Origin of the sequence: Marinobacter sp. LV10R520-4, from assembly GCF_002563815.1 — a bacterium.
Classification (GTDB): domain Bacteria; phylum Pseudomonadota; class Gammaproteobacteria; order Pseudomonadales; family Oleiphilaceae; genus Marinobacter.
On sequence record NZ_PDJM01000001.1, the window covers coordinates 4,168,122 to 4,192,402 of the forward strand.

Below are 24,281 nucleotides of genomic sequence, written 5' to 3' on the forward strand. Positions count from 1 at the left end.
CGCTATAATAGCATACCAAGCAAAGGTAAATGAGCCCCTCGAACACGCTCGATATATCCCCAAGTATAATGACAAGACTGGCCTTAAATGGCACAATCCGCGGGCAGCGCAACGGCGTTAATGGCCGCCTGTGTTTTGCGTCAGGGAGGATTGTTGATCGTGCAGATGGTAAAACAGGTTTTAAAACAGGCTCGCAATAGCCTGTTCGCTGCCATCGCGTTAATGAAGATAAAGCTCAAAAGTTCGCCCTCGCTGGTTATCCTGACCTACCATCGCATTCTGCCCGGCCAGTCCCCCCTCAGGCAGACAGAACAACCCGGCATGATAGCCACACCTGAAGCTCTGGACATGCACATTAGCCTGCTCAAACAGCTCGGTGCTGAGTTCGTGTCACTGGATGCCTGGCTCGATGCCCAGCGGCAGAAAAAAACGCTACCTCGGTTAGCGGTAGCCGTCACCTTTGATGATGGCTGGCAGGACAATTACGAACATGCTTTCCCGGTGCTCAAAAAACACAAAGTTCCAGCCACCATATTTTTGGTGTCTAAGCGCATCAATACACCCTGGCAGTTCTGGCCGGAGCAGGTGCTGGATTTACTGATCAGCCATGCCCACCATCTTGATCATGATGCACTGCAGTGGCTGCGCCCTTACCTGGGCGACAGGCCGACGAGTAAACAGTCTGCATCGCCTTACACCATTCTCCAAGCCGACTCGGTGATAAACCGACTCAAGGCACTGGATGACCACACCATTGAGACGAACCTGGAGCGAACCCGCAACGAATTACCGGCGCTGAGTCAGGCGGACCTAAATGCCAGGCCGCTACTTAACAAACAAGAGCTGGATGCCATGCTCGCAAGCGGACTCATAACTTTTGGGGCCCATACCCGGCACCATTACCGGTTAAACCATCTTGGGAACCCGTCAGACCTTGAAAACGAAATTGCTGGCAGCCGAACGGATCTGGAAGAACTCGACCTCAAGCCCGTCAATATCTTCTGTTACCCGAACGGCGACATCACCGGCAAAGGTGAACAGCTTGTCCAAAGTCACTTTATCGCAGCCTGTACCACCGAACGGGGCTGGAACAAAACGCCAATAAACCCGTTTTCCCTGCGCCGGTTTAACTTTCACGATGGCAATGGCAGTACGCCACTGAGTTTTCTCGCATCTCTTGGGAGGCCATAAAGTGGCAACGAGTGACTCAGATAAAAAGCTTGTGGTGACTCATATAGTATCCGGAGACATTTGGGCCGGCGCCGAAGCACAGGCATTTCAGCTTATTTCCGGGCTGCAGGCCAACGGTGTTATCAAACCAACGGTAGTGGTCTTCAACCCGGGTGTTCTTTACGACAAACTTGCGGCTTTGGGTATAAACGTCAGCCTTGCGGATGAGTCGGCTTTATCGCCTCTGGGCCAGATAAAAACCATCTGCAAACACTTAAGGCAAAACTCCACCGACATTCTCCATACCCATGGTTTCAAGGAGAATGTGTTGGGCACGGCTTCCCGCTACCTGACCGGCGTTAAACGCTCCGTTCTAACGGTACATGGAAGCCCTGAGTCTCAATCAACCTGGCGCGCCCCCAGGAAAAAACTGACCCACCTTCTGAATAGCGTAATGACAGGGTTTTGTCAGGATGCGGTGGTTGCGGTGTCTCAACACTTGAAAACCGTGCTGGAGCCACGCTATCCCAACAAAACAGTCGTCATCCGGAACTTCATAGACACCGACGAAATTCTAATCGCTCCCCCGGAACAACCTGACGACCTAAGGCAATTAGATACTCCTTACAGGATTACTCTGGTCGGCCGCTGCGTACCGGTCAAGCGCATCGATCTGTTTATTGATACTATTGCCAGCCTCAGAAACGACCATAAATTTGAAGTCGAAGGCAGCATCTGCGGGAATGGGCCGCTTCTGGAGACTATGAAGCAATACGCAAAAAGCAAAGGCGTGACAAACTTTATCCACTTCCGGGGTTTCGTCCATGATATGGAGCCCGAATGGGCATCAATGGACGCGTTGGCAATGCCCTCCGACCACGAAGGCTTGCCCATGACACTGCTGGAAGCGTTGCTGCGGAAGGTCCCGGTGGTAGCCCACAACGCGGGGGGTATACCAGAAGTGCTGGACCATGGGAACAGCGGACTTTTGGTGGATGACCACAGTGCGGCGGGCTACGCCGAAAAGCTCGCACAACTCATAAAGCAGCCGGAAATAACCAGACAGCTTGTGGCTAATGGGCAGAATCATGTCAAAAAAGAGTTCAGTAAATATGAGAATGTACAAAAATACGAAGCACTCTACCGAGCAATCATGCAGAACACACAACGCCTAACCCAAAACACATAAGCACCGGCTAGCCCACTCTTCAACGTGATCGGGATGTCGCAAGCAGGATTTACCAGAGCCTATTCATGTATATATTCAATGTTATAAAAGCTATTCTTTCTGTTCTGGATGCACCTACCCGAAACAAATATTTTGCGTTGCAGCTCGTTTTTTTCTTTTCTGCCTTCTTCCAGGTCGTCGGTATAGCGAGTATCGGGCCTTTTATTTCCATTCTCTCGAATCCCGACGTTATTCACACCAATACGGTGCTCTCATGGGCATATCAGAAATTCGGATTCGAAACTAACCTTCAATTTATTATTGCAGCGGCACTAGGCTCGCTAATTTTAATTTTGTTATCCAACGCAGTTGCGGGTATGACAATGTGGCTAACCTTCCGGTTCTCGGTATCGCTTGGCAGCAGTCTTCAACAAAAAATTTACAGAAATTTTCTTTACAAAGATTATCTGTCTCATAAAACCGAAAATTACACCAAAAAGATTGCCGTAGTGGCCACACAAGTTCCTCGCTTTGTTTACATGCTTTTCCAGCCCTTCCTGCTTCTAACAAGCCAACTATTTATTGTAATGCTTATTCTTATTGGGTTACTAGTGCTGGACCCGCTATTAGCTTTTATCGCCGGCGGAATTATTGGCGGTTCCTATTTAACGACCTATGTCGTGTTGCGCAAGAAACTGGCCTACCACGGAGCGGTGATTTCGGAGAAAAACAATCGGGTGCAAGGAATTCTATCGGAATCTTTTATCGGTATTAAAGACGTAAAGCTGGACTCTCTCGAGAACCGGTATATTGATCGATTTAATACAATAAATGTCAGGGGGTTGAAATCACAGGCCTTCATTGCGTTGGCTGGTGATCTGCCCAAATTTGTCATTGAATCTATTTCTTTTGGGGCGATCCTGATCCTTGCTTTGGTGCTACTTACTACACAGGATGATATCCGTTCGGTTGTTCCCCTGCTAAGCATCTACGCACTTGCAGGTTATAAACTCCTGCCCACGATGCAACAGATCTACAAATCTCTTTCCAGCCTTAGCGGCCATGGTTCTGTTGCCAATATAATCAAAAATAGATTGAAATCGGCATCAACAGACCCCTCTGTAGATTTTGAACAAACGAAATCAATGAGAATCGATCAGGTTACGCTTTCTGAGGCTGACTTTTTCTATAACGTAGATAGCGCGCCTGCAGTTCATAACGTCTCGTTGACCTTGAACAAGGGTGAAATCTATTCGCTGGTTGGCCATTCAGGTTCGGGAAAATCCACGCTGGCAGATGTGATACTGGGGTTACTTAAACTCCATTCCGGTAGGCTCATTGTCAACGATGAGGTTCTCACCAGCGAAAACCTGGCTTCTTTCCGGAAGAAGGTTGGATATGTTGCCCAAACCATATTCATCCTGGATGACAACGTGGTAAACAACGTTGCCTTCGGCGTGCCAGACGCTGAAATTGACATGAACCGAGTCCAACACGCCCTCACATTGGCCAACGCCGATGAATTTGTGAACAATCTTTCAAAAGGGATATATTCAAACCTCGGACAGGACGGAAAGCTCCTGAGTGGCGGTCAGCGCCAGCGAATTGGTATCGCCAGAGCTCTTTACAAGCAGACTGATCTACTGGTTCTGGACGAACCTACCAGCGCCCTTGACATGGAGTCTGAATACAAACTGATGACAACGTTGAATTCCCTGAAAAAAGACCTGATTATATTGGTCATTTCCCACAGGCCTGCCTCCATTAAAATGTCCGATAAAATCATCTTGATGGCGGCCGGTGACTTAGAAGATATTGGGTCTTATAAAGAACTTGTGACAAGGAATGATAATTTCAGGGAGATGATGGCGCACTCAACAGAATAATAGATTGGGGGGGGGGCAATTATTCCGAAGAGCGGCGCCAGACTGGCTTGGCCAAGTTGTTGTCGACTTACAACCAAAGCAACCGGAAATAAAATGAAAAAAACGATAGCTAATGGGAAATTTGATTCGACTATAGTTTTTGCCAAGCGCTTTCTTCCAAAAAATCGTTGGGGCGACTACATGAGCTCGCTCTTCACCTTTGTTCAGTACCAGGGTCGATTTCCTAATAGAAAGGCAGGCGGGGATCTCAATGATTTCTTGTTTTCTATAAAAACGTCTAAAGAAATACTTAACCCCCTCAGAGTTTTTGTTAGCGATAAACAGCATCTGAAGCTTTTCGTTAAGGCAACCATCGGCGACTCATATAACGTTCCGACAGACGCTGTACTCTCGAGCTATGAAGAGGCCCTCTCATACAGCTACCCTAAAGACTGTGTTATCAAGCCAACACACATGTCGGGAGAGGTAATTTTTCGTCGAGCTGGAAGCTCCGTTGATTTTACAAAAGTAGCCAGCTGGTTTAACTCAAACTATTATAACTGGACGCGTGAGGCAAATTATAAGAGCCTAAAGCCGAAGATAATCGTTGAACCATTCATTTTTGGTGCAGATAACTGCGACGATTATAAAATTTTCTGTATCCGGGGTCAGCCTCGACTTATCGTAGTCGATACCGAACGCCAGACAAGCCACCGGCGCAACCTTTACACGACGGACTGGACCTTCTTACCGGTAGAACTAGCATGTCCTCCAGGGAAAGATCTTCCTAAGCCTCAAAATCTCGAAGAAATGCTTCGGCTTGCTGGCGAACTTAGCCGTGACTTCTCTTTCATGAGAGTCGACCTATATTCTAACGGCAATGATATCTTGGTTGGCGAGCTCACGAATTGCCCTGGAGATGCGCGGGATACATTCGAGCCGAAAGAAAATGCACCAATAATAACGAAGCTTCTATTTGATCATAACTGATCTCACCGAGGTGATTCATGGTCAAAAAATAGCAGTATATTTAGAGCCTTTAGCCTGAAACTTAGTCGTCGCTGGATCTTGAGGAGCATGCTTGGGGTTTAGCGCTCGACGATTAGGAGGCAGGTCACCGGATCGACTACGCTGACACAGAGGGGAAATCCCTAAATTTACCTCTTAGACTCGCCCAATCACATTTAAAATATTCCATGACTAATCATTTTTACTCTTTAAAAATCAAACGCTCCAAAGACACTTCAATGTTGCATCTAAAAATAAAACTAAATGTCAATCAGGTATTCCAAAGTACGTGCGTCTAATTTTTGAATTCATCCATCTGAGGTTAATAATACGTTTTACAAGAGTTTTCGGGGATTTTACTATCGCTCTTTTCAAGAAAAAGGTGTCAATAATTCCCCTACTTTTACTATGTGCATCCGCGTGCCCAACGCGATAAATCGCTCCTTTAAAGGGTAAACACTTGAGAGGTGTTTTATTCTTATCTAGCTCATTTTTTATATATATATGGCTCCCTAGCATACGCTTTAAATATTTAAAGCCCACATCTTGATCGAAACTTTCTAGCGCCAACAAATCAGAGCGAACTATATGAGAAGTGCCACAAAATAAATAAAAGTTTGTGTAGTTCATCAGTAAACTGCTACCGTCTTGCCAAATTAACCCGTCTTTAATATACCATCCATTTTGCCCCATATTTTCAGAAACATACTGAGTCAAATTGCAATGAAGAAAATCGTCATCGTCAACAAACATGAGATACTTTGTATTGCCTGCGTATTTTATGCCCTCTAGGAGTCGCCTTCCTTTGTCAAGCCGGACTGCTTCACGAAAAACTTCCAAATCCGAAGACCCTCTAATATAAAGTTCATTAGGAGGAAAATCGACAAAACAAACATCGAAATTTTTGGGTAATTCTGGCAGTCTAGCTCCGTAATTTGCTACGATAACGGCTTTCCAATCCGGATTTTTTTGTGCGCATATCGAACGAATAGTCTGTTTAAGATTTCCAATGAGTAAATTCCAGTTTTCTGAATTTTCTTGGTGTCGTATCGGAATGACAAACGTTAGACAAGTCATAATTTAGGCCTTAATTTTAAAAAAATGCATGACCGAAAAGCGGAAAAAATATTGATACATTAGGTTCGGTGGATCTACACCACCAAACACATCTGCCTGAGTGCCAAAACTTCTTTTCGAATTCAGGCAGATTAGCCAGCAATTTTTACGTTTCCTTTAAGCTACAAAAATAAAAATTTCAAGAATACTAACGGTACCAAACTTATGTATTCAGTTGGCTAGCCCTTTTCCCAATTTCAAACTCCGCTGAATATTCCGGAAATTTTTTACCACAAAGAAGGTCTTCCAACAATCGTTCCTCTGCGCATAAAAAAGCTACACCTAGTCGATAATCAGTTTCAGCATCTCGGTCGCAGTAAGTTCCAGGCCTTGGCGTAAACTCACCGAATACGATGTCATCTTTACCTTCAAGAAAATCGATTCGAATGAAAGGTGCGGGTATCGATCCACCAATTCGATCAGCAAGACTTACTGCTTCCGCAATACGCGGAGCCAACGCAACACCTGTGCTGTCTAGCTGATTACCTTCGCGGTCAAGCCAAGTGGACTGTAAACGCGGATACCTCTGAATATAGAGGACAAGTTCAGTTCGACCGTAGAAAGTGTAGCATTTAATGTCTGCCGCCGCACTTTGCCCATCGGCTCCTATAACCAGCTCTTCAACCAGCCAATGGTCATGACGCACCAATCCTTCTTTCATTAGGCCGCGAGCATGTTCTTTTAGCTCCTCCTTGCTCGAAAGCAGATTAGCTTCCTTTATACAGATGATTTCTCCATCACAATTAACAATGTAGACACCCGTCGAAGCAGAACCAGAAGCAGGCTTTATAACGATGGAATTTTGAAGATCAATTTCATTAAGCGGGACACCATTCTGTAGCAAAGCCGGGGACCGCACACCCAGCTTGCTTGCGTATCGCGGACCAACCCGTTTGTCACTTAACCGCCACTCGTTGAGCATGAAAAGCTCTTTCTTTTTTGAACGCAACGTTAAGCTAACGCGAAACGAGGCACGCAAGGGAATACTTAATCGTTCGGCCCGCCTGACCGACTGCTCATTTATCTGTTCAATCGAAAGATTAGCAATACAGGTAGCGACGAAATCTTTATCCGGGCCATCGCCTAACCACTTGTGGCTAGCGATACCAGCAGTATTCAGAAACGCACTAAAATCACTGTTACGCTCGGATTGCTCCTGACATACCTTCTGGACATATCTGACTTTAGCAGCTGCACTATCAATCGAATTCAGCTTTGAAATCCACGGATTTCGCCCTGTCATGCCACGACCCAAAATTGATATCAAATTCAAGGCAACTTTTTTTACCATTCGCCGGACAAAACTTTGGCGCTGTACCAGACGAGTTTCTTGATGCTTAAGCACGCGTTACTCCAGCAATCCACAACATCAACACTCGTTCCATTAAATTAAACACCTGTTTTATATAGGAATCGCCCTGAGGGCCTAGAGCAGAACTATTGCGCTGAAAGAGAGAGTTTACTCCCATAGCGGGCTTGAAATAATTCTCCGCCTGCCATCTGACTACCTTTAGCAAGTGTCAAGGCCAATTTTAAATCACTTACCCGATCAAGTCTGTTCTTCCAGCGTTTAGGAAATCAGTGAGATTTATGCTAGAAATTATGCGTTATAACAAAACAAAATTAGGATGATAAAAATGTTCTTCTTTCAAAATGCCGGACTAATCAACACATTTTAGTCTTTAATCACAAATAAAAGTTTTTTCAATTTTTTGTCCGAAGTAACGTAAACGAGAAAGCCACATCAGAAAATTCTTCGGATTGCTAAACAGTTTTTTAGGCGCCAGAACACTTTGCATCAAACCTCGCCTCATATAGTTACCTTCAGAATGGTTTACCACGTAAACAGCCGCTCTGAAGTTAATCGGCTTGAGTTTTGTTCCTGCTTTTGCCATATAAGGGATTAATTCTCGATGATGACCATATATCCCTTTAATAATGGCCGGGTCCATCACCTCAACGCTCTCTTCCAACGGCAACAAGTCAGCCCTCACAATCGCATGAGTTCCGCACCAGTTTTGAAAATCTGGCAGCGCCAGTCCCCACCTCGACCCATGAGGCAGCAGCCAGCCCATGTTGATGTACCAGCCGTTCGCGGAACAATCTCGTTGAATGATATTGGGTATTTCATTCGATAGCAGGTCATCTGCATCAACACCCATGAGGAACTGGCTACCCTGTTGCTTGGCATGAATCATGCCATGGGCAATTTTATAACCTTTGTCCCACTTAACAGCCTCTGCCCTCTCCTCTTCATTACAATCTCCGCGGTAAACAGACATTTGAGGCGGAGGAAGGTCTACTCGAAGTATTTCAAAACACGCAGGCAACGGACGAAGGCAGGCTTCCTTATTCACTACGAGAATCGCCACGACATTTTTGTGATTCCGGTGGATGTTGTCGATGGACCTGGCTGTCTCGTTAAGCCTGTCGAGTACTTCATTCCAATTTTTAGCTGCGAGTGGAGAAACTAGGGGCAAGACAAACGTCAATAACGATTTCACGAAACATACTCCAATTTGTAACCTATCATGAAAATACCATCGTAGATCGTTTGCTGGCAAGCGGCGCCAAAACTCATCACTCAGGCCATTTTGCTACAACCACAGTGCGCTGCAGGCGTAATTAATCAGGGTTTCTCAAAGGAAAAATCCTCTACGAATAACGGTTATTGATCTCATTTACCACATTTAGAAGTACGTGCTTCTTTTCATCTATAATGCCCGGTGCGCTAAGAAGCGGTTCTTGAGTGGCGATAATGCTTCTTAGCTTTTGCTTAAGAAAATAGGCTTTGCCTTCTCTATAGAGTCGCTTTGTAGCCGATACTGGCTGGGTTTTCGGATTCTCATCCCAACATTTTGGTGATATCGGGTGAACTCTACCTTCATTTAACCCTACAGACTCCATCCAATCATTCCACTTGAATTCTAGGAATTCATGAAATCCAATAGGTATCCATGGGACACGCATGGAGTCGGCAAGAATTGCTCCGTGCATCGCCTCTGTTACTAAAAACGGAGCGCCGGCCACTTTTTCTATAAACTCATCTGAACTACAAATGGGAGGAAGATAATCGAGCCCAAGACTTTCCACGATATCTTTTAGTAAAAAACCTGCCGAAATATGAGAACTGACATGAGGCACGAATAGCCCTCTGGATCGCCGCACGGTGGGCTTTTTATATACATCTGATAATAAAATGGCTCCGTCACACACGGACTTTTCTAACCCAACGCCAAGCGCTTCCGCAGATTTCGGCCCTCTGACGCAAGCTATGTCCCAAGATTCATCCAGTTTTTTCGTCAGATTTCCATAGCCGACTCCCGAACTGAATATAACCTTACGATGGAAATGCTGATTATCATTCAAATTTTTGTCGTGAAGTATTGTCCCTATACCAAATAGACAGATTTTATCCGAAGATAAAATACTCTTTTTAATGAACCGCCCCAACAGAGCTGGATTGATATCATCACCAAAGTTTTCAACGCCAGTCCGTTCTTTGAATTTACTATAATAAAAAAGCGCCACTTAAGTCACTCCTTCGCTGTGCTGAAAACGAAATCATTGCTTCTATCTAGAAATACAAGATTACCCCTCACTTTTAGCGTCACCGCTCTATATCAAGGAGAAAAATCTTTTATTGTACATCTTACTTATTAGAAAACTTCTCTTGAAATAGGTAACGTAAGAAGGCCGCGTCTAATCTGTCCACCGCCCATCGATACGAAGGATATGAAACTGATAACTCAAGCGCTTTCGGACTGGTCAAAACATCAAAGTCTTTCTGAAGCTGTTCAAGACGTGAACCGTACCGATGACCACTCGGCCCAGCGTAGTGAATCATATAGCTCCTGAATCTCGTATGAGTGTCAGTTATTACTCGAGTGTGATTATATTTATACCCGACATCTAATAACTCGATGCCTAAATCGTTTAATCGATGATTCAAGTAGGGCTGATCGTTTAGCAAGTTGACTTCTTTTTTCCTGAAATCACCAGTGGACCAGAATTTCAATTCAGATCTCGCAGGGTCAAAAACCTGCTTATGCTTCTTACCGAGAACCATCACACCTGAATTGAAATAGGTATTACGCCATTGCACTTCACCTAATATTCTTTGAGTGAGCTCGACATCACGGCTGGCTTTCGAAAAGCCGGCCTCCGACGCTGCAGCAAACCTGTCCGGGGGAACAAGATCAAACAAAGAAGGCGCTTTCGGTGATATCAATATATCCGTATCAATAAAAGCAATCTGATCATAATCATCAATCAGGTCATATAACTGAAATTTTTCGTAGCGTTCATCCAGACCATATTTTTCGTTAACTTTTCGCTCGGCAATCACGATAAAGTCTACGCCGCATCGGTCAGCGTATGAACGCATTAAAGGATGAGTGATCAATCCCATTTTAGTATAAAGATCGCCCACTGCCAGCGTCACCAAGGCTTTCGTATTTTTTTTCACTTCTCCCACGGCTCAAAACTCCTTAAATTTGGTATGACCTAAGTCATAATATTTCAGATACCTTTGCGTATCGACTAAATTCATGAAGTCAAACGGGTCTCATATCCGTAGTCAAGGGCCAGATAGCAAAATAAAGACCTTATGAGTGCCTCGTTGGTGCCTGCGAGCATTGTGATCTCTTTCGTTTTAACGTGCCCGACTAACAGCAGGCCACGTTTTCAGCGGTGCTTTACATACACCAAATTGCCTAATTATTCATCGGCGTTTGTTAGCCGATCACGGTGGATAGCGCCCGCCGAAACCGAAGCAACATGGCCTCCGTTGAAAACTCATTCACTATCCTACTCTGACCACATTTTCCGAGCCGGTTTCGGTACTCCGAAGATGTTATCAGCCCAAGCAGAGCATTAACGGCGTTTTCCACGTCTCCTTCCTGATAAATGATTGAGTCCTGGTCATGTTCCAGGGTGGAACTCACCGAAGGATTGTTAGGCGCAACCACGGGCAGGCCCGCTCGCATATACTCCAATATCGCCAACGACATCGCTTCTCCCTTTGAGGGGTGAAATGCAATGTCGCATGTCTCCAGCTTTGCGGCCACATTACTCACCGCGCCGTGAAACACTACGTAAGGCTCAATCTCAAGTTCCGCCGCTAACTTTTTAAAAGTCTCAAGATCCGGCCCATCTCCGAACAGTTCATACCGAATATTACGACACTCATGCTCATAAACCAAAGAACGGATAACCCGGAGTGCAAAATCAATCCCTTTGTAGTAAGAGGCTCTGCCTACCGTCACAATCCTTACAGTTTCACCCTCTTCCCGCAAACCCGGCTTCACATTCGTTGCTTCAATTCCGTTGGTCACGCAATGAACCTTGGAGGGCGGCACACCATTGATGTTAATCAGGCGTTGCTTAACGTAGGGGCTAACCGCAAAACATGCAGTGCATGAGAACAAGGGTAACCTGTTAAGAATTACCTTAATGAGCTTCTTGAGAAAACCCGGGTGCGTCCGCACACCGGGTGTGTGGTCGTGGACAATGATTTCCCGAACACCACACAGTCTGAAGATGAAAAACCGGAACGATTTTGTTTCCTGATCTGTCAGGTAGACTGCCTTAATCGAGTTTTTTTTGATGTAGCTCGCCTGGTGCATTACCGAGCGGAGAGACCTGGACGTAAAATCCGCCTGTTCAACGATGCAGTTATGATCAATCAAACATTCAGGGACTTCAGAAACCGTTGGGAATACAACGTAGGTCTGATAATTCTTCGCTTCATAAAAGACCGACAGCTCACACCAAAGCCGCTCCATTAACTTCCAAGCGTAACCGGTATTTGAATCGAAATTGCCTGCAGCCAATACACCTGATTTACGCTGCACGTTTTTCCCCCGAAGGTTTTGTAAAAACACGCTTAACCAGCCGCTTCCAGTTTTCTTTATAAAGTAGAGACTGGAAGATGTGTGCCACACCCAACTTCAAGAGGCCGTGCCTTAAGTAACTTTTTCCCATGCCAAATTGTTTCTGTGAAATATAAAAGTTACACAGAGGACGGATATCTTCTTTCACATACAGGTCTCTATATAACTTCATACTAAACAGGTTAACGTTATTTTTTGTCAGAAAGTCAGCAGATTTATTTGAATCGTGAACACGCACCGTCGTCAAACTTTGGCTGAGATAAGCAAAGCCGTATTTTCGTGAAACCTTAAGTGTAAAATTAAAATCTTCCGACTTCAATATACCGGGGTCCCATCTAAAGTGGTCATGGACATCTCGCCGCACGGCGAAAGTTGACGGGTATAGAGGATAGCCTTTGAACAGAAGCCTTAGTAGATTCTCACCTTCAACAGTAAACAGTTTACCCTCCTGATTCTTCGACAAGTCGTAGATGTAGGGAAACATATCGGAGTTTGAGAGGGTGTAAGGCTCTGGAAGCTTTATATCATGCTTGTGGAAATCCGAGAACAGAAAAGCGATGTTCGGCGTAGTATCTATGGCTTTTTTATAGACAGCCAGTTTCTCCGGGTGCCATAGATCATCGCTGTCCAGATAACAAATGTAACTGCCGCTCGACAGCGAGATGCCTTTGTTGCGGGCAGACGCTACACCCGAATTTTTCTGCTTGTGGTAAGTGATTCGATCGCTAAAACAACGTAAAGCTTCCTCAGTGTCATCAGTCGAACCATCGTCGACAACAATAATTTCAAAGTCTCGGAAAGTTTGGCTAAGAACGGAATTTACAGCGTCAGCAGCCATCCCAGACCGATTATAAGAGGGTATTATAACTGAAAAGAAAGCCATATTAATTCCATGTAAATTGATTCACTCCTCTGGCTTGAACACGTCCTCCGCGAGGAGGATCAGCCCTTTTTTTCTCTAAGCCTATCTATTTTATACCAATTTCTGGCGGAGCTAAATGATGACAGAGGGGAGAAGGTCGCACCCGATAAAACGCTAGATACCGACCTGCGGCGGCACAGCTACTTAACTGTTTTGAGTCGCCGGCAGCCAACAAGCATAAGCAGCCCTCCTGTAAGCAATAGAAGCGAAGAGGGTTCGGGCACCGCGTCTTGCCTGGTCCACATTTTCGTGATCACCCCTTGTATGCTATACACAGTATAATCGTCATTGACCCACATATCATCGTTCACAGCACCGAAGGAACCACCTATGAAACTTTCAACTGGAAAATGGGCAGGACCACTTACGAAGGGTGTTGCATCAAAATTGAAACTTAGGCTGACCACATCTGGACCGCGATAACCCCCTCCAGGCACTTCGTCGAGGTAGCTGAACCGGTTATGGTAAAATCGGAGGTAATAAAAGGGGGGGTCAGAGCCTGGCCCCCAATAGTCGAGTCCTTGAGTAGCATATTTCCAAGACAGTACCTCACCCCATCCAGACCCTCCTGCACCCTCTCGCCAAGCCTGTGGGTCAAATACGATTTCACCATTCATGACGCTATCGCCATTTGTGACCACTATTCCATCATCCCTTACAAGAGGCACCAAGGCATCGTGGCGGCCTATGGTCGTCTGGATATCGTTAGTAACACCATGGAAATAATAGGTAACCGGCGTCGCCCAGCAAGCTGCGCTACTAACTAGTAGAAGAGTGAAGATAATGACGCGCATAATGGCTAACACCTAACTTAAAGCATGAGACAATATTTAAAGCAAGTTTCGTGCCACCATTTTTGTATCAGTCACTTAGAACAATAAAGATATCACGCCTGTTAAAAAAACCGACGCTTTTGAAGCGTTTCCCGAGGGTGCCTGCTTCTCAAATACCCGTCAGCACATGCGAGTTATAAAAAAAGTCCTAAGCCGTTAGCTTTTGCAGTTTCGATCAGAGAACCGCGAGTCGCACGGCGCATGCAAGAGGCGGAGCTTATGGCCGCAACCTCTTCTTCGATATCGCTCGGCAGCGCGATCGCACAATGCGCGATTTATTTGCATTTACAAACAGCTGTTCAAAAAAAAGCGCAAAGTGTTATCGCTAAGGGCCTGTAATAGAGCAAATGAAACCGTCTCGCCTAAGCTCTTCTCGCTCCAGAATTTCAGCTTTAAGGAGCTTAATCGATTCTTGGTTCTGATCAAGATCCTTTAACATCTCATTCAAACCGCTTTGAATCCCCCCACAGGTAGTACTGCAGAAAACCGCGCCTTTATAAAAATACGCCCTCTGAGGCTTAGTATCTGAAAGCAAAACCGGCTTACCGGCAGAAACACTTTCATATGCCCCGCAAACCAGACAGTCCGCTCGCGTCGTAAGATCAATAGTAAAATTGCATTCTGACAAAAGTGAAAAGTAAACTTCTTCGTCGACGAAGCCCAACAAATGCACATTTTCGGGTAAAGCCTCTGCCGAAATTTTAAAAATCGCTTTCCGATAATTTCCTGTAAAATAAAAATTTATCGAATTCGTAAACATTTCAGCCGCGGCCATCAGGGCCTCAATGGGTTCATCCTCGCCCCAAGACGTGATGCAAAACGCAGTTAGTTTTTTGTCTGTTTTAGATCGAATGAAACCGTTAACACTTGCTGATTTAGAAGCTGGCAGAACAGGTAGTGGATCAGGCAATATTAACGGCTTACCACCTTTAGAACTGACAACGTTCGCCATATGTTCATTTGTTACAATAATAAAATTCGAATTTCTAATTATTATTCGGTTAAGTAAATTAACTAGCCTGTTAAATCTCCCTTCATAATGTATCCCGGTATTATGAGCATCAACGATCAGGCTGAAACGAAGAAGTTTCGAACACGCCAGCACAAGTACGCTAAGAACCACGGAAGGATTCTGAGCGAATACATAGTGGGGCTTGCGGCGCATAATCAGCTTGAAGGTTGTGTAGCTGCTCACTACGTAACGCACAAGAGCAGAACTCTGCCCGTGGGTTATCTCCCAGAGAGGCACCCCTAAATATTTGCTCGCGGAGCGGTTTCTGGTTTGGCGTTCCCACGTTATCCAGATTGAGCGAGATAAATCACTTCCCTTCTTCATTGACTGGCCCTTATCTTCACATCAAGCACAAAAAATTCTAATCCCCAAGAAACATCGCTTGGCAATTTCTGCTTGTTTAGCAAAAAATACTAAAATTTGACTGTGGTGCGCCGCTCCTCCACTAGTTTATAATTTTTTGAGCCAGTGTGCCAATGGACTTCTATTCGGGCTACTGAGCCTGCAACTTAACTCTTCTGACTCTTCAAATTTCGTGATGCGAGCGTGAAATCCAATCGACACAATGGTCGCTCCCAGTCAATAGGCTGAGGCGATACAGAGGTTTCCATGTAACTTTCTGGCAGGGACTTCGGCCATTAGTTCTCTGTTATGTTAGCATCAGTAACTATGCGAGGAGTAGCTCTCGTTTCTACCTAACTCCACTAGAACCAGTCACCCTCACGGTTTACACTTGGTGGTAAGTTTAATGAAGCCTTCTTGGAGCCTTTATGAATCTCAAATCAATTTCCTTCGGTTTACTCCTCACGTCGCTTACCGGTCCAACGCTGGCTTGGACTATATCCGCTGACTTCGACTCAGGTGAACTGGGCACCAAAGCAGACCGTGGTGGGGACGGTTTCTCTGGAGCTGGCGGTAACAGCATTTACACCAATGAACAGACAGCCAGTGGTAATGCCGCCAAACTAACGATAGAAAAAGGTAGCACAGGCTATGGCCGCTGGGGCGGGGAATTTATGTTCCCCGAAAAAATAGGAAGCGGAGACACAATCTGGTATCAAGTTTATACCTATTTCCCGGTTGGCTTTGATCACTATTCATATAGCGAAGGAAACCGATTGAAGTTCCTCCGCATACATACCAAGTCTTCTAGCGGCAGCAATCATGGTTATGTCGATTTTTATATTGACAGACACGATAACCCTAATGCTTTCAAATGGATTTATGAAGGCGCTGCCCAATGGCGTAACGTTGGCAATCCGGAGGATCTAATCGTCTTAGGGCAATGGGAAAGCTACCAGATGAGAGTAACGTTTGATGATGTGCCTCGTGACTTAGGCGGAAAAGCAGAAGTATACATTTGGAAAAATGGAACTCTCTTACAGCACATAACGAACAGAAAAACACTAAAAACCGACACAGATTATTCTGATCGGGCTCTGCTTTTTACATATTGGAACGGTGGATCGCCCAAGACCCAATCAATGTATGTTGACAATATAACCCTAACCACCGAGACTCCCGCCGGTTTTGATGCTCAAGGCACAGCATTGATCCCAAGCCCTATTTCTAACCCTCCAGCTAAAATTAATACCTTGGAGATCCAATAAGCTTTAATCCGAGATACAATTTTAGAGGGCACCAACCAAAATACGATATCTATTCCAAATATCGCTGAGCGGTGTTGCACTTATTCTATGAATCCAGGCTTACAAAAGCTCACTCTTTCGGGCCATCAATTCAGCCACAGATTATTTTTCAGACCTAATTTGAGTCAAAAACTTAAAAGTTGATTAAGAAACCTCTGAACAACTCTTGGGTCGCCTCCGGCGTTCAGATGCTCTCTAAAAGAAGATACGATTAAAAAAAAAGCACAAAGGCACGCACCTTAATCAGATTCTGGAATAAAAAGGACATTAGGCGAATTCGTCAACCTCTCTGACCCACACCCTCTTTTCTTTATCGTATCAATAAGTTTTTCTAACTCCGTCTCAATTATTAGAATTGGATGATCTCTTTCGATCAATTTGTACATACCGGCTAAAACATGATTTTCATGCCCTTCCGCATCGATTTTGATACATTTGATCCTTCTATTAAATTTGAAGTCGTCTAAAACTATCGTCATCACAGAGATACCGGAAGCTAACCCGGGAACAAGATGGGCTTGGTAATAGTTATCCAGACCCGATTCGAAGGCTGGAACTTCGATTCCCATAACATCAATTTTATCAGAAACAGCGGCATTGAAAAGTGCGACGTTAGAATGCTAGAAAATACGGGTATTCGCCGCAAGAAGTGAAAAAGTTACCGGCACCGGCTCAAATGCCATTACACGACCGCTCTTCCCTACAAGCTCTGAGAATCGTTTCGTGTAGTGCCCCACGTTTGCCCCAACATCAATAACCCAGTCGCCTTCTTTCAACAATTCCGGCAGCTTTCCATACTCAGGCTCGTCAGTATAAAAGGAAGAACTCATAATTTGGCGCGCAAAATATATACGTTTCATCTAATACTGAATAAACTTCGGTAGACGAGCAGCAATCGCTTTCAATATTTCCACGTAAAGCTCCCTATTGAATCCATTTTAATCTTTTAAAATTAGAAATTACCATGGCAGCTCTGCATGTCAACCTCATCTATAACCGCATACTGTCAAGTAACTGGACAGTTTAAGTACGATTAAAGACGCGAACTGAAGCGTAACGCCGGAATTACCGGTTACCCAGAGAACCGACATAGGAATCTGCCGCGTCAATCCACATGTTCCCTAGCCATCAACCAAAATAACAATAGGATTTTGCACTAATACATGATCAATGAAATAGACTTGTCCGCTTTTAGCCAGGACAATTTGAATATCATAGCCTTCTAGCTCAACACACCCGGCCCCGAAAGTTACTCGGCCTCAAGGCGCCGCTGGATATATTTATGAACTTCTCAAACAAACCCACGCCGCCTCAACTGGGATTCGTTAACTAGGTGTTGCACTTGAAGCTGGAGACCGTACAACTTTCGCTCCAGACATCCCCTTGTGCACTTCAATTTCTCTTTCATTTTCCTTGAATAGCCGCACTTTAATTATCGCCAGACCTAACAAAAAATAGATGTAGGGGTAAAACGTGATGGACATAAAAATCGCACCTATAAAATAAGTCAGTATGGCTCCATTCAAGGATACCCTGAAGCTCTCGAAGAATACGAGTTCCGGCTCTGGTTCTTTGTGCTTCTTTAACAGAGACCCGATGGAAAATACCGAAAAATGAAACCAAAGATACAAAATTAGAGCAGGTATCCCAAGGGTGGAAACCACCTCGATCATTGAATTGTGGGCGACCTCTTTTCTGTTCGAAAGGAAACTTCCATCCATTACCTTGTAATGCCTATGATAATGCTCTGGAAACGCCTTGAACCCCACACCTAGCAATGGGTACTCCTTAGCCATATCAATTCCGGCCTCCCAGTAATCCAGCCGCGTCGTTGAGGTCTGGTCCGAACCTGCTGTTTCGAAGCGGGCTTTCTGTTCTGCCGGAAAAAGCGCCCAGGCGACCGACACAAAAACAGTGACATACACCAGGTTTTTCAAGCGAATCTTCTTGTACGCCAATAACAAATATATGAGACCTACGAGCAATGCAAGCTGCCCTCCCCTGGAGCTTGCGGCCATAACCGTCATAACCGCTGTTAATGGGAACAACCAGTACAGTTTTGTTTTTGGTTTCATATATAGAATTAGCGGAATCGACATAACCGCACATATCGCCATCAGCAAGCTGAACTCGCCGCTGTTCTGAAAAAATCCGGCTGGGCCCTGTATACCCCAGGCCGCAAAGCCAAAACCACGGCTAACCCAGGTACGTGCGCCAAAGAACGACATCTTGAAAATACACAGGAAGAAAACAATCAGCAGCAGTTGTAGCTGTTTGACGTTTTTTACACAGTTCGACAGGAATAACACTTCAAGGGCAAATATAAAGGGCGTGGTAATGCTCCTGGACGAAATGTCCGGGTAAAGCGAGTTCATGGCCGAAAGTACGGCCAGAGTTGCGAACAGGAAAACCAGAAAATGAGTGCCGGTGAATTGGAGCCTGTTCTTACCCATCATGGCCAGAAAACCAAACAGGATAGTAATCTGGAGCCAGGGAATGAAATCAAGCCCGGAGATGATGACCTGGGGGCGCAGGTAATAAAGCACGATAAAGGCGAGCCCAAGGTAGAAAATCAGGTCCTGGCCTTTCAAACCCTGCCGGAATGCTTTTACGTCATCTTTGATTACAGAGAACACCACTTACCTCTTTAGGCTTTTTGCCAATTCAACAGTGTGGTAAACGATGTCATCAATGGTTTTTCCCATGAAGGTGTCGTTAGCGGAATAAGGATCGTTGATGCGGAACGTCTTCTTTTTTCCGAAAGATCCCAGAAGCAGGAAAGGCCCGCTATACCCAAGGCTTTCAATTGACTTGATGTGGCTCGCTTCCATACACACGAAAACGTCGCCGGCCCTGGGTACGTAATCTTCTACGCTCGTGGTTGTATGGGATGAAAGGTCTATATTTTTCGTTTCATACGCAATTTTTAGCAGCCGGGGGTTCGCACCTTTGCCGGTGTGCGTGTTCAGGCCCAATGATATAGCTTCTATGTCCGAATGGCTTTTGAAAACCCATTCAGCAAGCGCGCTTCGGCAGATGTTTCCCTGGCAGACGAATACCAACCGTTCGGGCGGCGTTTCCCATCGAGTGTAATGCCGGAAAAGTCCAATTCGGCAGGAGAGCTCGTCCCGTAAATAACGCAGCAGACCCTTTTTACTGCCGAATTTGTTCATGATGTATTCACGGAACATTACGCTGCCCCGATTTCATAGAGATTGGTGTACCGCTGGCGCATTACATCCTCGCTGTAGTTTTCCTTTACGTACTTTCTTCCTTCAACCAAGCGCTCTGACCCTTCAGTGCTCTGAATGCTCTGCAGAAGTGTTTCCAGCGCTTTAAACAGCGAAGCTGCAGTGTGTTCTTCGGCTAGACACAGCAGGTACTCCGGCACCACACGCTCTACACCATTGCGAGTGGAGAGAATTGGCTTGGCCGCTGCCAAGGCCTGGGTCAACGCCAGTGGGTGCCCTTCTGACGAGGACGTCATTAGAAACACATCAATGGATCCGAAGAAACCCGGTACGTCATCGATAAAGCCCAAGAACTCGACGTTATCTTCTAACCCAAACGCTTTGACCTTCTGTTTAAGCTCGATGGCACCGCTTTTAGTATCGTCACCGGCGATCCGAAGCCTGACGTTGATACCCTTGCTCTTCAAAAGCCGGACAAACTCAATGGCCAGGGGATAGTTTTTTGCGGGCCTTACATTACCCAGGCAGCCAAGAATCAGCGGCTTGTCGGACTTTCCCAGTGCATGAACGGGCAGTTTTTCCAATTCGTTCAAATCGATACCGTTAGGGATAACTATGGGATGAAGCAGGAAGTAGGAGCTAGTGGTGAGGTTAATCGTGTTTTTCAGGTCTTCCGTCACAGACACCACATGTTTGGCGCCCATTTTTATAACGGCCAGCTTTGCGTTGCGAAATCGTTCGTTCGGCGAAATGTCTACATGACCGTGAAAAGTAGCGGTGACGGGAAGCCTAGTAAAGAGCCCCAAAATGGATGTGTAAACGTTGGAACCGAGTAGGTGGGACTGAATGTGCGTCACTTTTTCCTTGCGGATAATGGAAAACATCTCTAAAAGAAACCTGAGGTTCAGTGAGCCCTTGCAGTCACGGATGTAATAAGGGATAGCGCACATTTTAAGCTGTTGCTCCACCCAGCCCGGCCCACGAATCAACGCTACGCTCCGGTAGCCCTGTTTAATGCAGCCCTCAGCGAGTGCCAGGAACACCGTTTCTGCCCCACCCGGGCCCGTCGTGTCGATTACATGCAGTACGGTGGGGGTTATTCCACGTTTGGCCATTCCATTGATCCGCTCTCTGTATTCGTTCTATGTTAACCTACGACATTACGTGGGGCCACTGCTGTTTCTACACGGATTTGTTAGACTTGTTAACTTGTATTTCCGAGAGGTAGTGAATGGATTCTAATCTGCCCAGCGTGCTGGTTCTGGATGCCAACCAGCGCAGTGCTCTAGCCGTTACTCGCTCCTTGGGCAAATCTGGTCAGTTCCTGATTACTACAGCTGACGCCACGGCACAGGGCCTTGCAGGCGCTTCTCGCTACAGCAAGGCTTACTTGCAGCACCCTGACCCGGGTCAACAGCCCCGGGAATTTGTAGCCTGGATGAAAGACCTTACTGGCCGCCAACATTTCGATCTGGTGATGCCTACCACCGAAGTAACCAGCCAGTTGCTGCTGTCTTGCAAGGATGAACTGCCGGAAATCGAACTTCCGTTTGCGCCCTATGCAACGGTGATGGCGCTATCTGACAAGATTTCCCTGGTGGAGCTTGCGATTAGCCTGAAAATTCCCGTTCCTGATAGCCGAATGTTCAAAAATGCGGCTGAACTGGAGGGGGTTTCAGTCAGCTACCCTTGCGTGCTTAAACCTGCATTGTCGCGCATTTTTACGGGCAATGACTGGATACACACCTACGTGAAAGTCATTCACGATGAAACCGCATTACAGCAGGCTTTAGAACGTTCCCCGTATCTCAGAACAACCCCTTTTATGCTACAGTCATTTATTCCTGGTCACGGCGGCGGGATTTTCTGCCTTTATGACAACGGGCAGCCGGTCCAGTTCTTCGCCCACGAGCGTCTCCGGGAAAAGCCGCCCGAGGGTGGCGTTAGCGTTCTTAGCCGGAGTGTGCTGGTAGATCAAGAACTTAAGGCAAGCGCACAGAAGCTGCTGGGCGCCGTCAACTGGCATGGGGTGGCAATGGTCGAGTTTCGAATCACCCCGGAAGGCAAGGCCTATCTTATGGAGGTCAACACGCGCTTCTGGGGGTCTCTGCAACTGGCAGTAGATTCCGGCGTGGATTTCCCCCTGATGCTGGCAAGAGCACAACTGGGGCACCCGGTCGCCCGTACGGATAATTACCGCATTGATCAGCGGTTGCGCTGGCTGCTGGGTGATGTTGACAGTCTGTACCTGACTTTAAAAGGGCGGCAGCCTTGGATGAAAAAGTTTATAAAATTAATGAGTTTTCTATCCATCAGGCTTCGTCATCAAAAGCACGAAGTTAATCGTTTGAACGACCTGATGCCGGCCTGGCTCGAATTCAAGCAGTACATAAGGGCGCTGGTTAAATAATGATGCTATCCAAAGCTGCGATCAGCCTTTTAACGAGCGGGCCGGTTTGCAAAGTGTTGCAACCTCTCAGAAAGAACGTAGTGCCGGTCTTTTTGTTACATCGGTTCGCCGATGAGTCCCGGGGGATAAAGGGTCACTCACAGGCTCACCTTGAAGCCGCCCTCACCTACCTCAAACGAAATGACTATACCGTGGTATCTGTGCGCCAGGTTGTAGAAGCCCTTATTAGCGGTGATGCACTGCCTCCGAAAGCGGTTGCATTTACCCTTGATGATGGTTTTTATGACCAGGCTAAAACCGCGCTACCGGTATTCGAAAGCTACCAGGCGCCGGTTACGCTGTTTTTGGCCACAGACATGCAGGACCACCGTTACTGGTCGTGGGATTACAAACTCGAATATGCGTTCAAACACACGCGCCACCAAAGCCTGGAACTTGACCTCGGCAATGGCGCCACCTATGTGGCGTTCGCAAACTCCGAGGATAAACGGAATCTGGTAAGAACCCTGAGAAACCACCATAAACGCGTGCCTAATGAGGTCGCCGAGGCGGCCATCGAAAGCTTCTCTAAGCGCCTTGAGGTTGATCTTCCAAAGGCAGCACCCGACGAGTATCAGCCGATAAGCTGGGAGCAGGCCCGCAGCCTTGAGTCGCGCTTCATTGAATTTGGGCCACACACGCAACGCCACCCGATTCTGGCTCAGGTCAGCGATGAAGAGGCAAAGAAGGAAATAATTGGCAGCTGGAACGCTTTGCAGACCAATATGGCCAACCCCGTCCCGGTTTTCTGTTACCCAAGCGGCCGGGAGGGTATTGATTTCGGAGTCAGAGAACAGGAAATCGTGAAACAGGCGGGTTTAATTGGGGCGCTGTCAGCAGACCCTGGATATGTTCGTCTCAAAGAGGCAAATAACAATCTTTATGCCCTGAAGCGGTTCAGTTTTCCGGACGATATGGCTCACTTCAAGCAGTATTGTAGCTGGCTGGAGTACGCCAAGGAGCGGATGTCGCGCCGATAGGCATTCTGCGATAGGTAAAAGTTAATGCGCGTCTCTCTTTCGGTCCTTCAGGCGGTACAGCAGTTTCAAAACAGGGTGTTTGACTAACATCAGCGAGATCAGCGGCTCACTCTCGGTTGCTAGGCGTTGTTTGTAGTTTTCGTTTTTACCAGAACCAGCGAGCATATCGAAGGTCTGCGTGCCCTCCTCCTGAAAAGCCCTCTCAATAGCGTAACCGAGGTGCAAGGTGCCAATGGCGAGCTTGGGGTGAAAGTTCTCTTCAAAGCCACTTTGAAGGTTATAGACACACCCCTGATATTTCACGTTATAAAGCACAGATATCAGTTTACCGCCACTTCTCAATGCCAGAAACTGGGGCTCGCCGCCCTCGCTGATAACTCTGTCTAGAAAAGCGGTGTTAAAAGCCAGAGCCTTGTGGTTGTAGACCGGTTTTCCCCAGCGGCGCTGGTGGAAATCATTCAGGTGTGCAAAAAATTCACTGGGGTTGCGGCTCGTCTCATACAGGTTCTCGTGAGAAATTCCGCCCAGGGATTCCAATACCCCACGGCGGTTATGAAGGCGAAGCCGCGTATTCCGCCCAAGGTCTTTCAGGTAGTCGTTAAAAGACCGATCTGTGCGAATCTTCCAGGCGGTATCCGCGGCCGCAACCCGTACCAGCCACTGTTTATTGCGAGCTAATGCGAGTAGTTCAGCTGTCTTGTCTGAATCTGCACGCAGATCATTGAAAATGGCTTCTGCCCAGGGACGCGTGTCCAGCAGCTTTTTTAACTGGCCAATTGCGTCTGCCGGGGTATCACTGGCTGTTGAGAAAGTGTTGTATTCCGTTCGGGTAGACCGAATTTTTCGGTAACTGCTACCCACGAACTCAATAGAGCGCACCGGTAGAAAGCCTTTTATGCGGTATGTTGACGTGTAGATGCCAGTCCTGCCATTACCCCAGCCTGTTACCAGTTCCAACCCGCTTTCCACCCCCCAGGTATCCCACCAGGCACTTTGCCATGCGTCGGTTTGAAAGAGGCTCATA

The 24,281-nt window shown here is 46.4% G+C and carries 20 protein-coding genes and 1 pseudogene; 7 read left to right on the plus strand and 14 right to left on the minus strand.

Annotated features, from left to right (window positions below):
* Positions 1 to 87 precede the first annotated feature (87 nt).
* The 4 genes from ATG98_RS20195 (at position 88) to ATG98_RS20210 (ending at position 5,193) form a co-directional block, all read left to right on the plus strand.
* Positions 88 to 1,191, plus strand: coding sequence for a polysaccharide deacetylase family protein (locus ATG98_RS20195; protein ID WP_228706227.1), 1,104 nt, complete (start codon positions 88 to 90; stop codon positions 1,189 to 1,191).
* A 1-nt stretch (position 1,192) separates the two neighbouring features.
* Positions 1,193 to 2,359, plus strand: coding sequence for a glycosyltransferase family 4 protein (locus tag ATG98_RS20200; protein ID WP_179888232.1), 1,167 nt, complete (start codon positions 1,193 to 1,195; stop codon positions 2,357 to 2,359).
* Between the two features lie 65 nt (positions 2,360 to 2,424).
* Positions 2,425 to 4,224: an ATP-binding cassette domain-containing protein gene (locus ATG98_RS20205; protein ID WP_098424202.1), complete on the plus strand. Its 1,800-nt coding sequence runs from the start codon at positions 2,425 to 2,427 to the stop codon at positions 4,222 to 4,224.
* A gap of 93 nt (positions 4,225 to 4,317) precedes the next feature.
* Positions 4,318 to 5,193, plus strand: a complete 876-nt coding sequence (locus ATG98_RS20210; RefSeq protein ID WP_098424203.1) for an ATP-grasp fold amidoligase family protein — start codon at positions 4,318 to 4,320, stop codon at positions 5,191 to 5,193.
* A gap of 285 nt (positions 5,194 to 5,478) precedes the next feature.
* Here ATG98_RS20210 and ATG98_RS20215 read toward each other — a convergent pair whose 3' ends face one another.
* The 9 genes from ATG98_RS20215 to ATG98_RS20255 all read right to left on the minus strand — a co-directional run bounded on the left by ATG98_RS20215 (position 5,479) and on the right by ATG98_RS20255 (position 15,312).
* Positions 5,479 to 6,288: a glycosyltransferase family 2 protein gene (locus ATG98_RS20215; protein ID WP_098424204.1), complete on the minus strand. Its 810-nt coding sequence runs from the start codon at positions 6,286 to 6,288 to the stop codon at positions 5,479 to 5,481.
* A 202-nt stretch (positions 6,289 to 6,490) separates the two neighbouring features.
* Positions 6,491 to 7,672: an ATP-grasp fold amidoligase family protein gene (locus ATG98_RS20220; RefSeq protein ID WP_098424205.1), complete on the minus strand. Its 1,182-nt coding sequence runs from the start codon at positions 7,670 to 7,672 to the stop codon at positions 6,491 to 6,493.
* Positions 7,673 to 8,009: 337 nt separating this feature from the next.
* Positions 8,010 to 8,831 (minus strand): hypothetical protein, encoded by an 822-nt coding sequence (locus ATG98_RS20225; protein ID WP_098424206.1) that lies wholly within the window; start codon positions 8,829 to 8,831, stop codon positions 8,010 to 8,012.
* 151 nt (positions 8,832 to 8,982) lie between these two features.
* Complete coding sequence (locus ATG98_RS20230; RefSeq protein ID WP_098424207.1) at positions 8,983 to 9,858, minus strand: polysaccharide pyruvyl transferase family protein; 876 nt, start codon at positions 9,856 to 9,858, stop codon at positions 8,983 to 8,985.
* Positions 9,859 to 9,979: 121 nt separating this feature from the next.
* Entirely contained in the window at positions 9,980 to 10,804 is an 825-nt protein-coding gene (locus ATG98_RS20235; protein ID WP_098424208.1) for a glycosyltransferase, read from the minus strand.
* Positions 10,805 to 11,063: 259 nt separating this feature from the next.
* Complete coding sequence (locus ATG98_RS20240) at positions 11,064 to 12,182, minus strand: glycosyltransferase family 4 protein (RefSeq protein ID WP_143751513.1); 1,119 nt, start codon at positions 12,180 to 12,182, stop codon at positions 11,064 to 11,066.
* On the minus strand, positions 12,172 to 13,104 hold the full coding sequence (locus ATG98_RS20245) for a glycosyltransferase family 2 protein (protein WP_098424210.1): 933 nt from the start codon (positions 13,102 to 13,104) through the stop codon (positions 12,172 to 12,174). Before ATG98_RS20245 ends, ATG98_RS20240 begins: the two co-directional genes overlap by 11 nt.
* A gap of 179 nt (positions 13,105 to 13,283) precedes the next feature.
* Positions 13,284 to 13,937 (minus strand): PEP-CTERM sorting domain-containing protein, encoded by a 654-nt coding sequence (locus tag ATG98_RS20250; RefSeq protein ID WP_098424211.1) that lies wholly within the window; start codon positions 13,935 to 13,937, stop codon positions 13,284 to 13,286.
* A gap of 364 nt (positions 13,938 to 14,301) precedes the next feature.
* On the minus strand, positions 14,302 to 15,312 hold the full coding sequence (locus ATG98_RS20255) for a hypothetical protein (protein WP_098424212.1): 1,011 nt from the start codon (positions 15,310 to 15,312) through the stop codon (positions 14,302 to 14,304).
* Positions 15,313 to 15,758: 446 nt separating this feature from the next.
* Between ATG98_RS20255 and ATG98_RS20260 the strand changes: the two genes are divergently transcribed.
* Entirely contained in the window at positions 15,759 to 16,598 is an 840-nt protein-coding gene (locus tag ATG98_RS20260) for a hypothetical protein (RefSeq protein WP_098424213.1), read from the plus strand.
* 278 nt (positions 16,599 to 16,876) lie between these two features.
* Here ATG98_RS20260 and ATG98_RS22630 read toward each other — a convergent pair.
* The 4 genes and pseudogenes from ATG98_RS22630 to ATG98_RS20285 form a co-directional block, all read right to left on the minus strand.
* Positions 16,877 to 17,497 (minus strand): annotated as a pseudogene (locus tag ATG98_RS22630) (FkbM family methyltransferase).
* Positions 17,498 to 17,962: 465 nt separating this feature from the next.
* Positions 17,963 to 19,276: an O-antigen ligase family protein gene (locus ATG98_RS20275; RefSeq protein ID WP_098424216.1), complete on the minus strand. Its 1,314-nt coding sequence runs from the start codon at positions 19,274 to 19,276 to the stop codon at positions 17,963 to 17,965.
* On the minus strand, positions 19,277 to 19,810 hold the full coding sequence (locus tag ATG98_RS20280) for a low molecular weight phosphatase family protein (RefSeq protein ID WP_179888233.1): 534 nt from the start codon (positions 19,808 to 19,810) through the stop codon (positions 19,277 to 19,279).
* 17 nt (positions 19,811 to 19,827) lie between these two features.
* Positions 19,828 to 20,943 carry a glycosyltransferase family 4 protein gene (locus ATG98_RS20285; protein ID WP_098424218.1) on the minus strand — a complete coding sequence of 372 codons (1,116 nt, stop codon included), beginning with the start codon at positions 20,941 to 20,943 and terminating at the stop codon, positions 19,828 to 19,830.
* 116 nt (positions 20,944 to 21,059) lie between these two features.
* Here ATG98_RS20285 and ATG98_RS20290 point away from each other — a divergent pair, with 116 nt between their 5' ends.
* Positions 21,060 to 22,238, plus strand: a complete 1,179-nt coding sequence (locus tag ATG98_RS20290; protein WP_098424219.1) for an ATP-grasp domain-containing protein — start codon at positions 21,060 to 21,062, stop codon at positions 22,236 to 22,238.
* Positions 22,238 to 23,257 (plus strand): polysaccharide deacetylase family protein, encoded by a 1,020-nt coding sequence (locus ATG98_RS20295; protein WP_098424220.1) that lies wholly within the window; start codon positions 22,238 to 22,240, stop codon positions 23,255 to 23,257. The genes ATG98_RS20290 and ATG98_RS20295 overlap by 1 nt, the downstream gene beginning before the upstream one ends.
* A gap of 21 nt (positions 23,258 to 23,278) precedes the next feature.
* Here the strand turns inward: ATG98_RS20295 and ATG98_RS20300 are convergent, their stop codons facing one another.
* On the minus strand, positions 23,279 to 24,280 hold the full coding sequence (locus tag ATG98_RS20300; RefSeq protein ID WP_098424221.1) for a GNAT family N-acetyltransferase: 1,002 nt from the start codon (positions 24,278 to 24,280) through the stop codon (positions 23,279 to 23,281).
* Position 24,281: the final 1 nt, after the last annotated feature.

Excerpts from the sequence above, each read along its gene's own strand:
- ATG98_RS20195 (WP_228706227.1), top strand. The coding sequence starts at position 88 with ATGGCACAATCCGCGGGCAGCGCAACGGCGTTAATGGCCGCCTGTGTT.
- ATG98_RS20205 (WP_098424202.1), top strand. The coding sequence starts at position 2,425 with ATGTATATATTCAATGTTATAAAAGCTATTCTTTCTGTTCTGGATGCA.
- ATG98_RS20210 (WP_098424203.1), top strand. The coding sequence starts at position 4,318 with ATGAAAAAAACGATAGCTAATGGGAAATTTGATTCGACTATAGTTTTT.
- ATG98_RS20215 (WP_098424204.1), bottom strand. The coding sequence starts at position 6,288 with ATGACTTGTCTAACGTTTGTCATTCCGATACGACACCAAGAAAATTCA.
- ATG98_RS20245 (WP_098424210.1), bottom strand. The coding sequence starts at position 13,104 with ATGGCTTTCTTTTCAGTTATAATACCCTCTTATAATCGGTCTGGGATG.
- ATG98_RS20250 (WP_098424211.1), bottom strand. The coding sequence starts at position 13,937 with ATGCGCGTCATTATCTTCACTCTTCTACTAGTTAGTAGCGCAGCTTGC.
- ATG98_RS20255 (WP_098424212.1), bottom strand. The coding sequence starts at position 15,312 with ATGAAGAAGGGAAGTGATTTATCTCGCTCAATCTGGATAACGTGGGAA.
- ATG98_RS20260 (WP_098424213.1), top strand. The coding sequence starts at position 15,759 with ATGAATCTCAAATCAATTTCCTTCGGTTTACTCCTCACGTCGCTTACC.
- ATG98_RS20280 (WP_179888233.1), bottom strand. The coding sequence starts at position 19,810 with ATGAACAAATTCGGCAGTAAAAAGGGTCTGCTGCGTTATTTACGGGAC.
- ATG98_RS20285 (WP_098424218.1), bottom strand. The coding sequence starts at position 20,943 with ATGGCCAAACGTGGAATAACCCCCACCGTACTGCATGTAATCGACACG.
- ATG98_RS20290 (WP_098424219.1), top strand. The coding sequence starts at position 21,060 with ATGGATTCTAATCTGCCCAGCGTGCTGGTTCTGGATGCCAACCAGCGC.
- ATG98_RS20295 (WP_098424220.1), top strand. The coding sequence starts at position 22,238 with ATGATGCTATCCAAAGCTGCGATCAGCCTTTTAACGAGCGGGCCGGTT.
- ATG98_RS20300 (WP_098424221.1), bottom strand. The coding sequence starts at position 24,280 with ATGAGCCTCTTTCAAACCGACGCATGGCAAAGTGCCTGGTGGGATACC.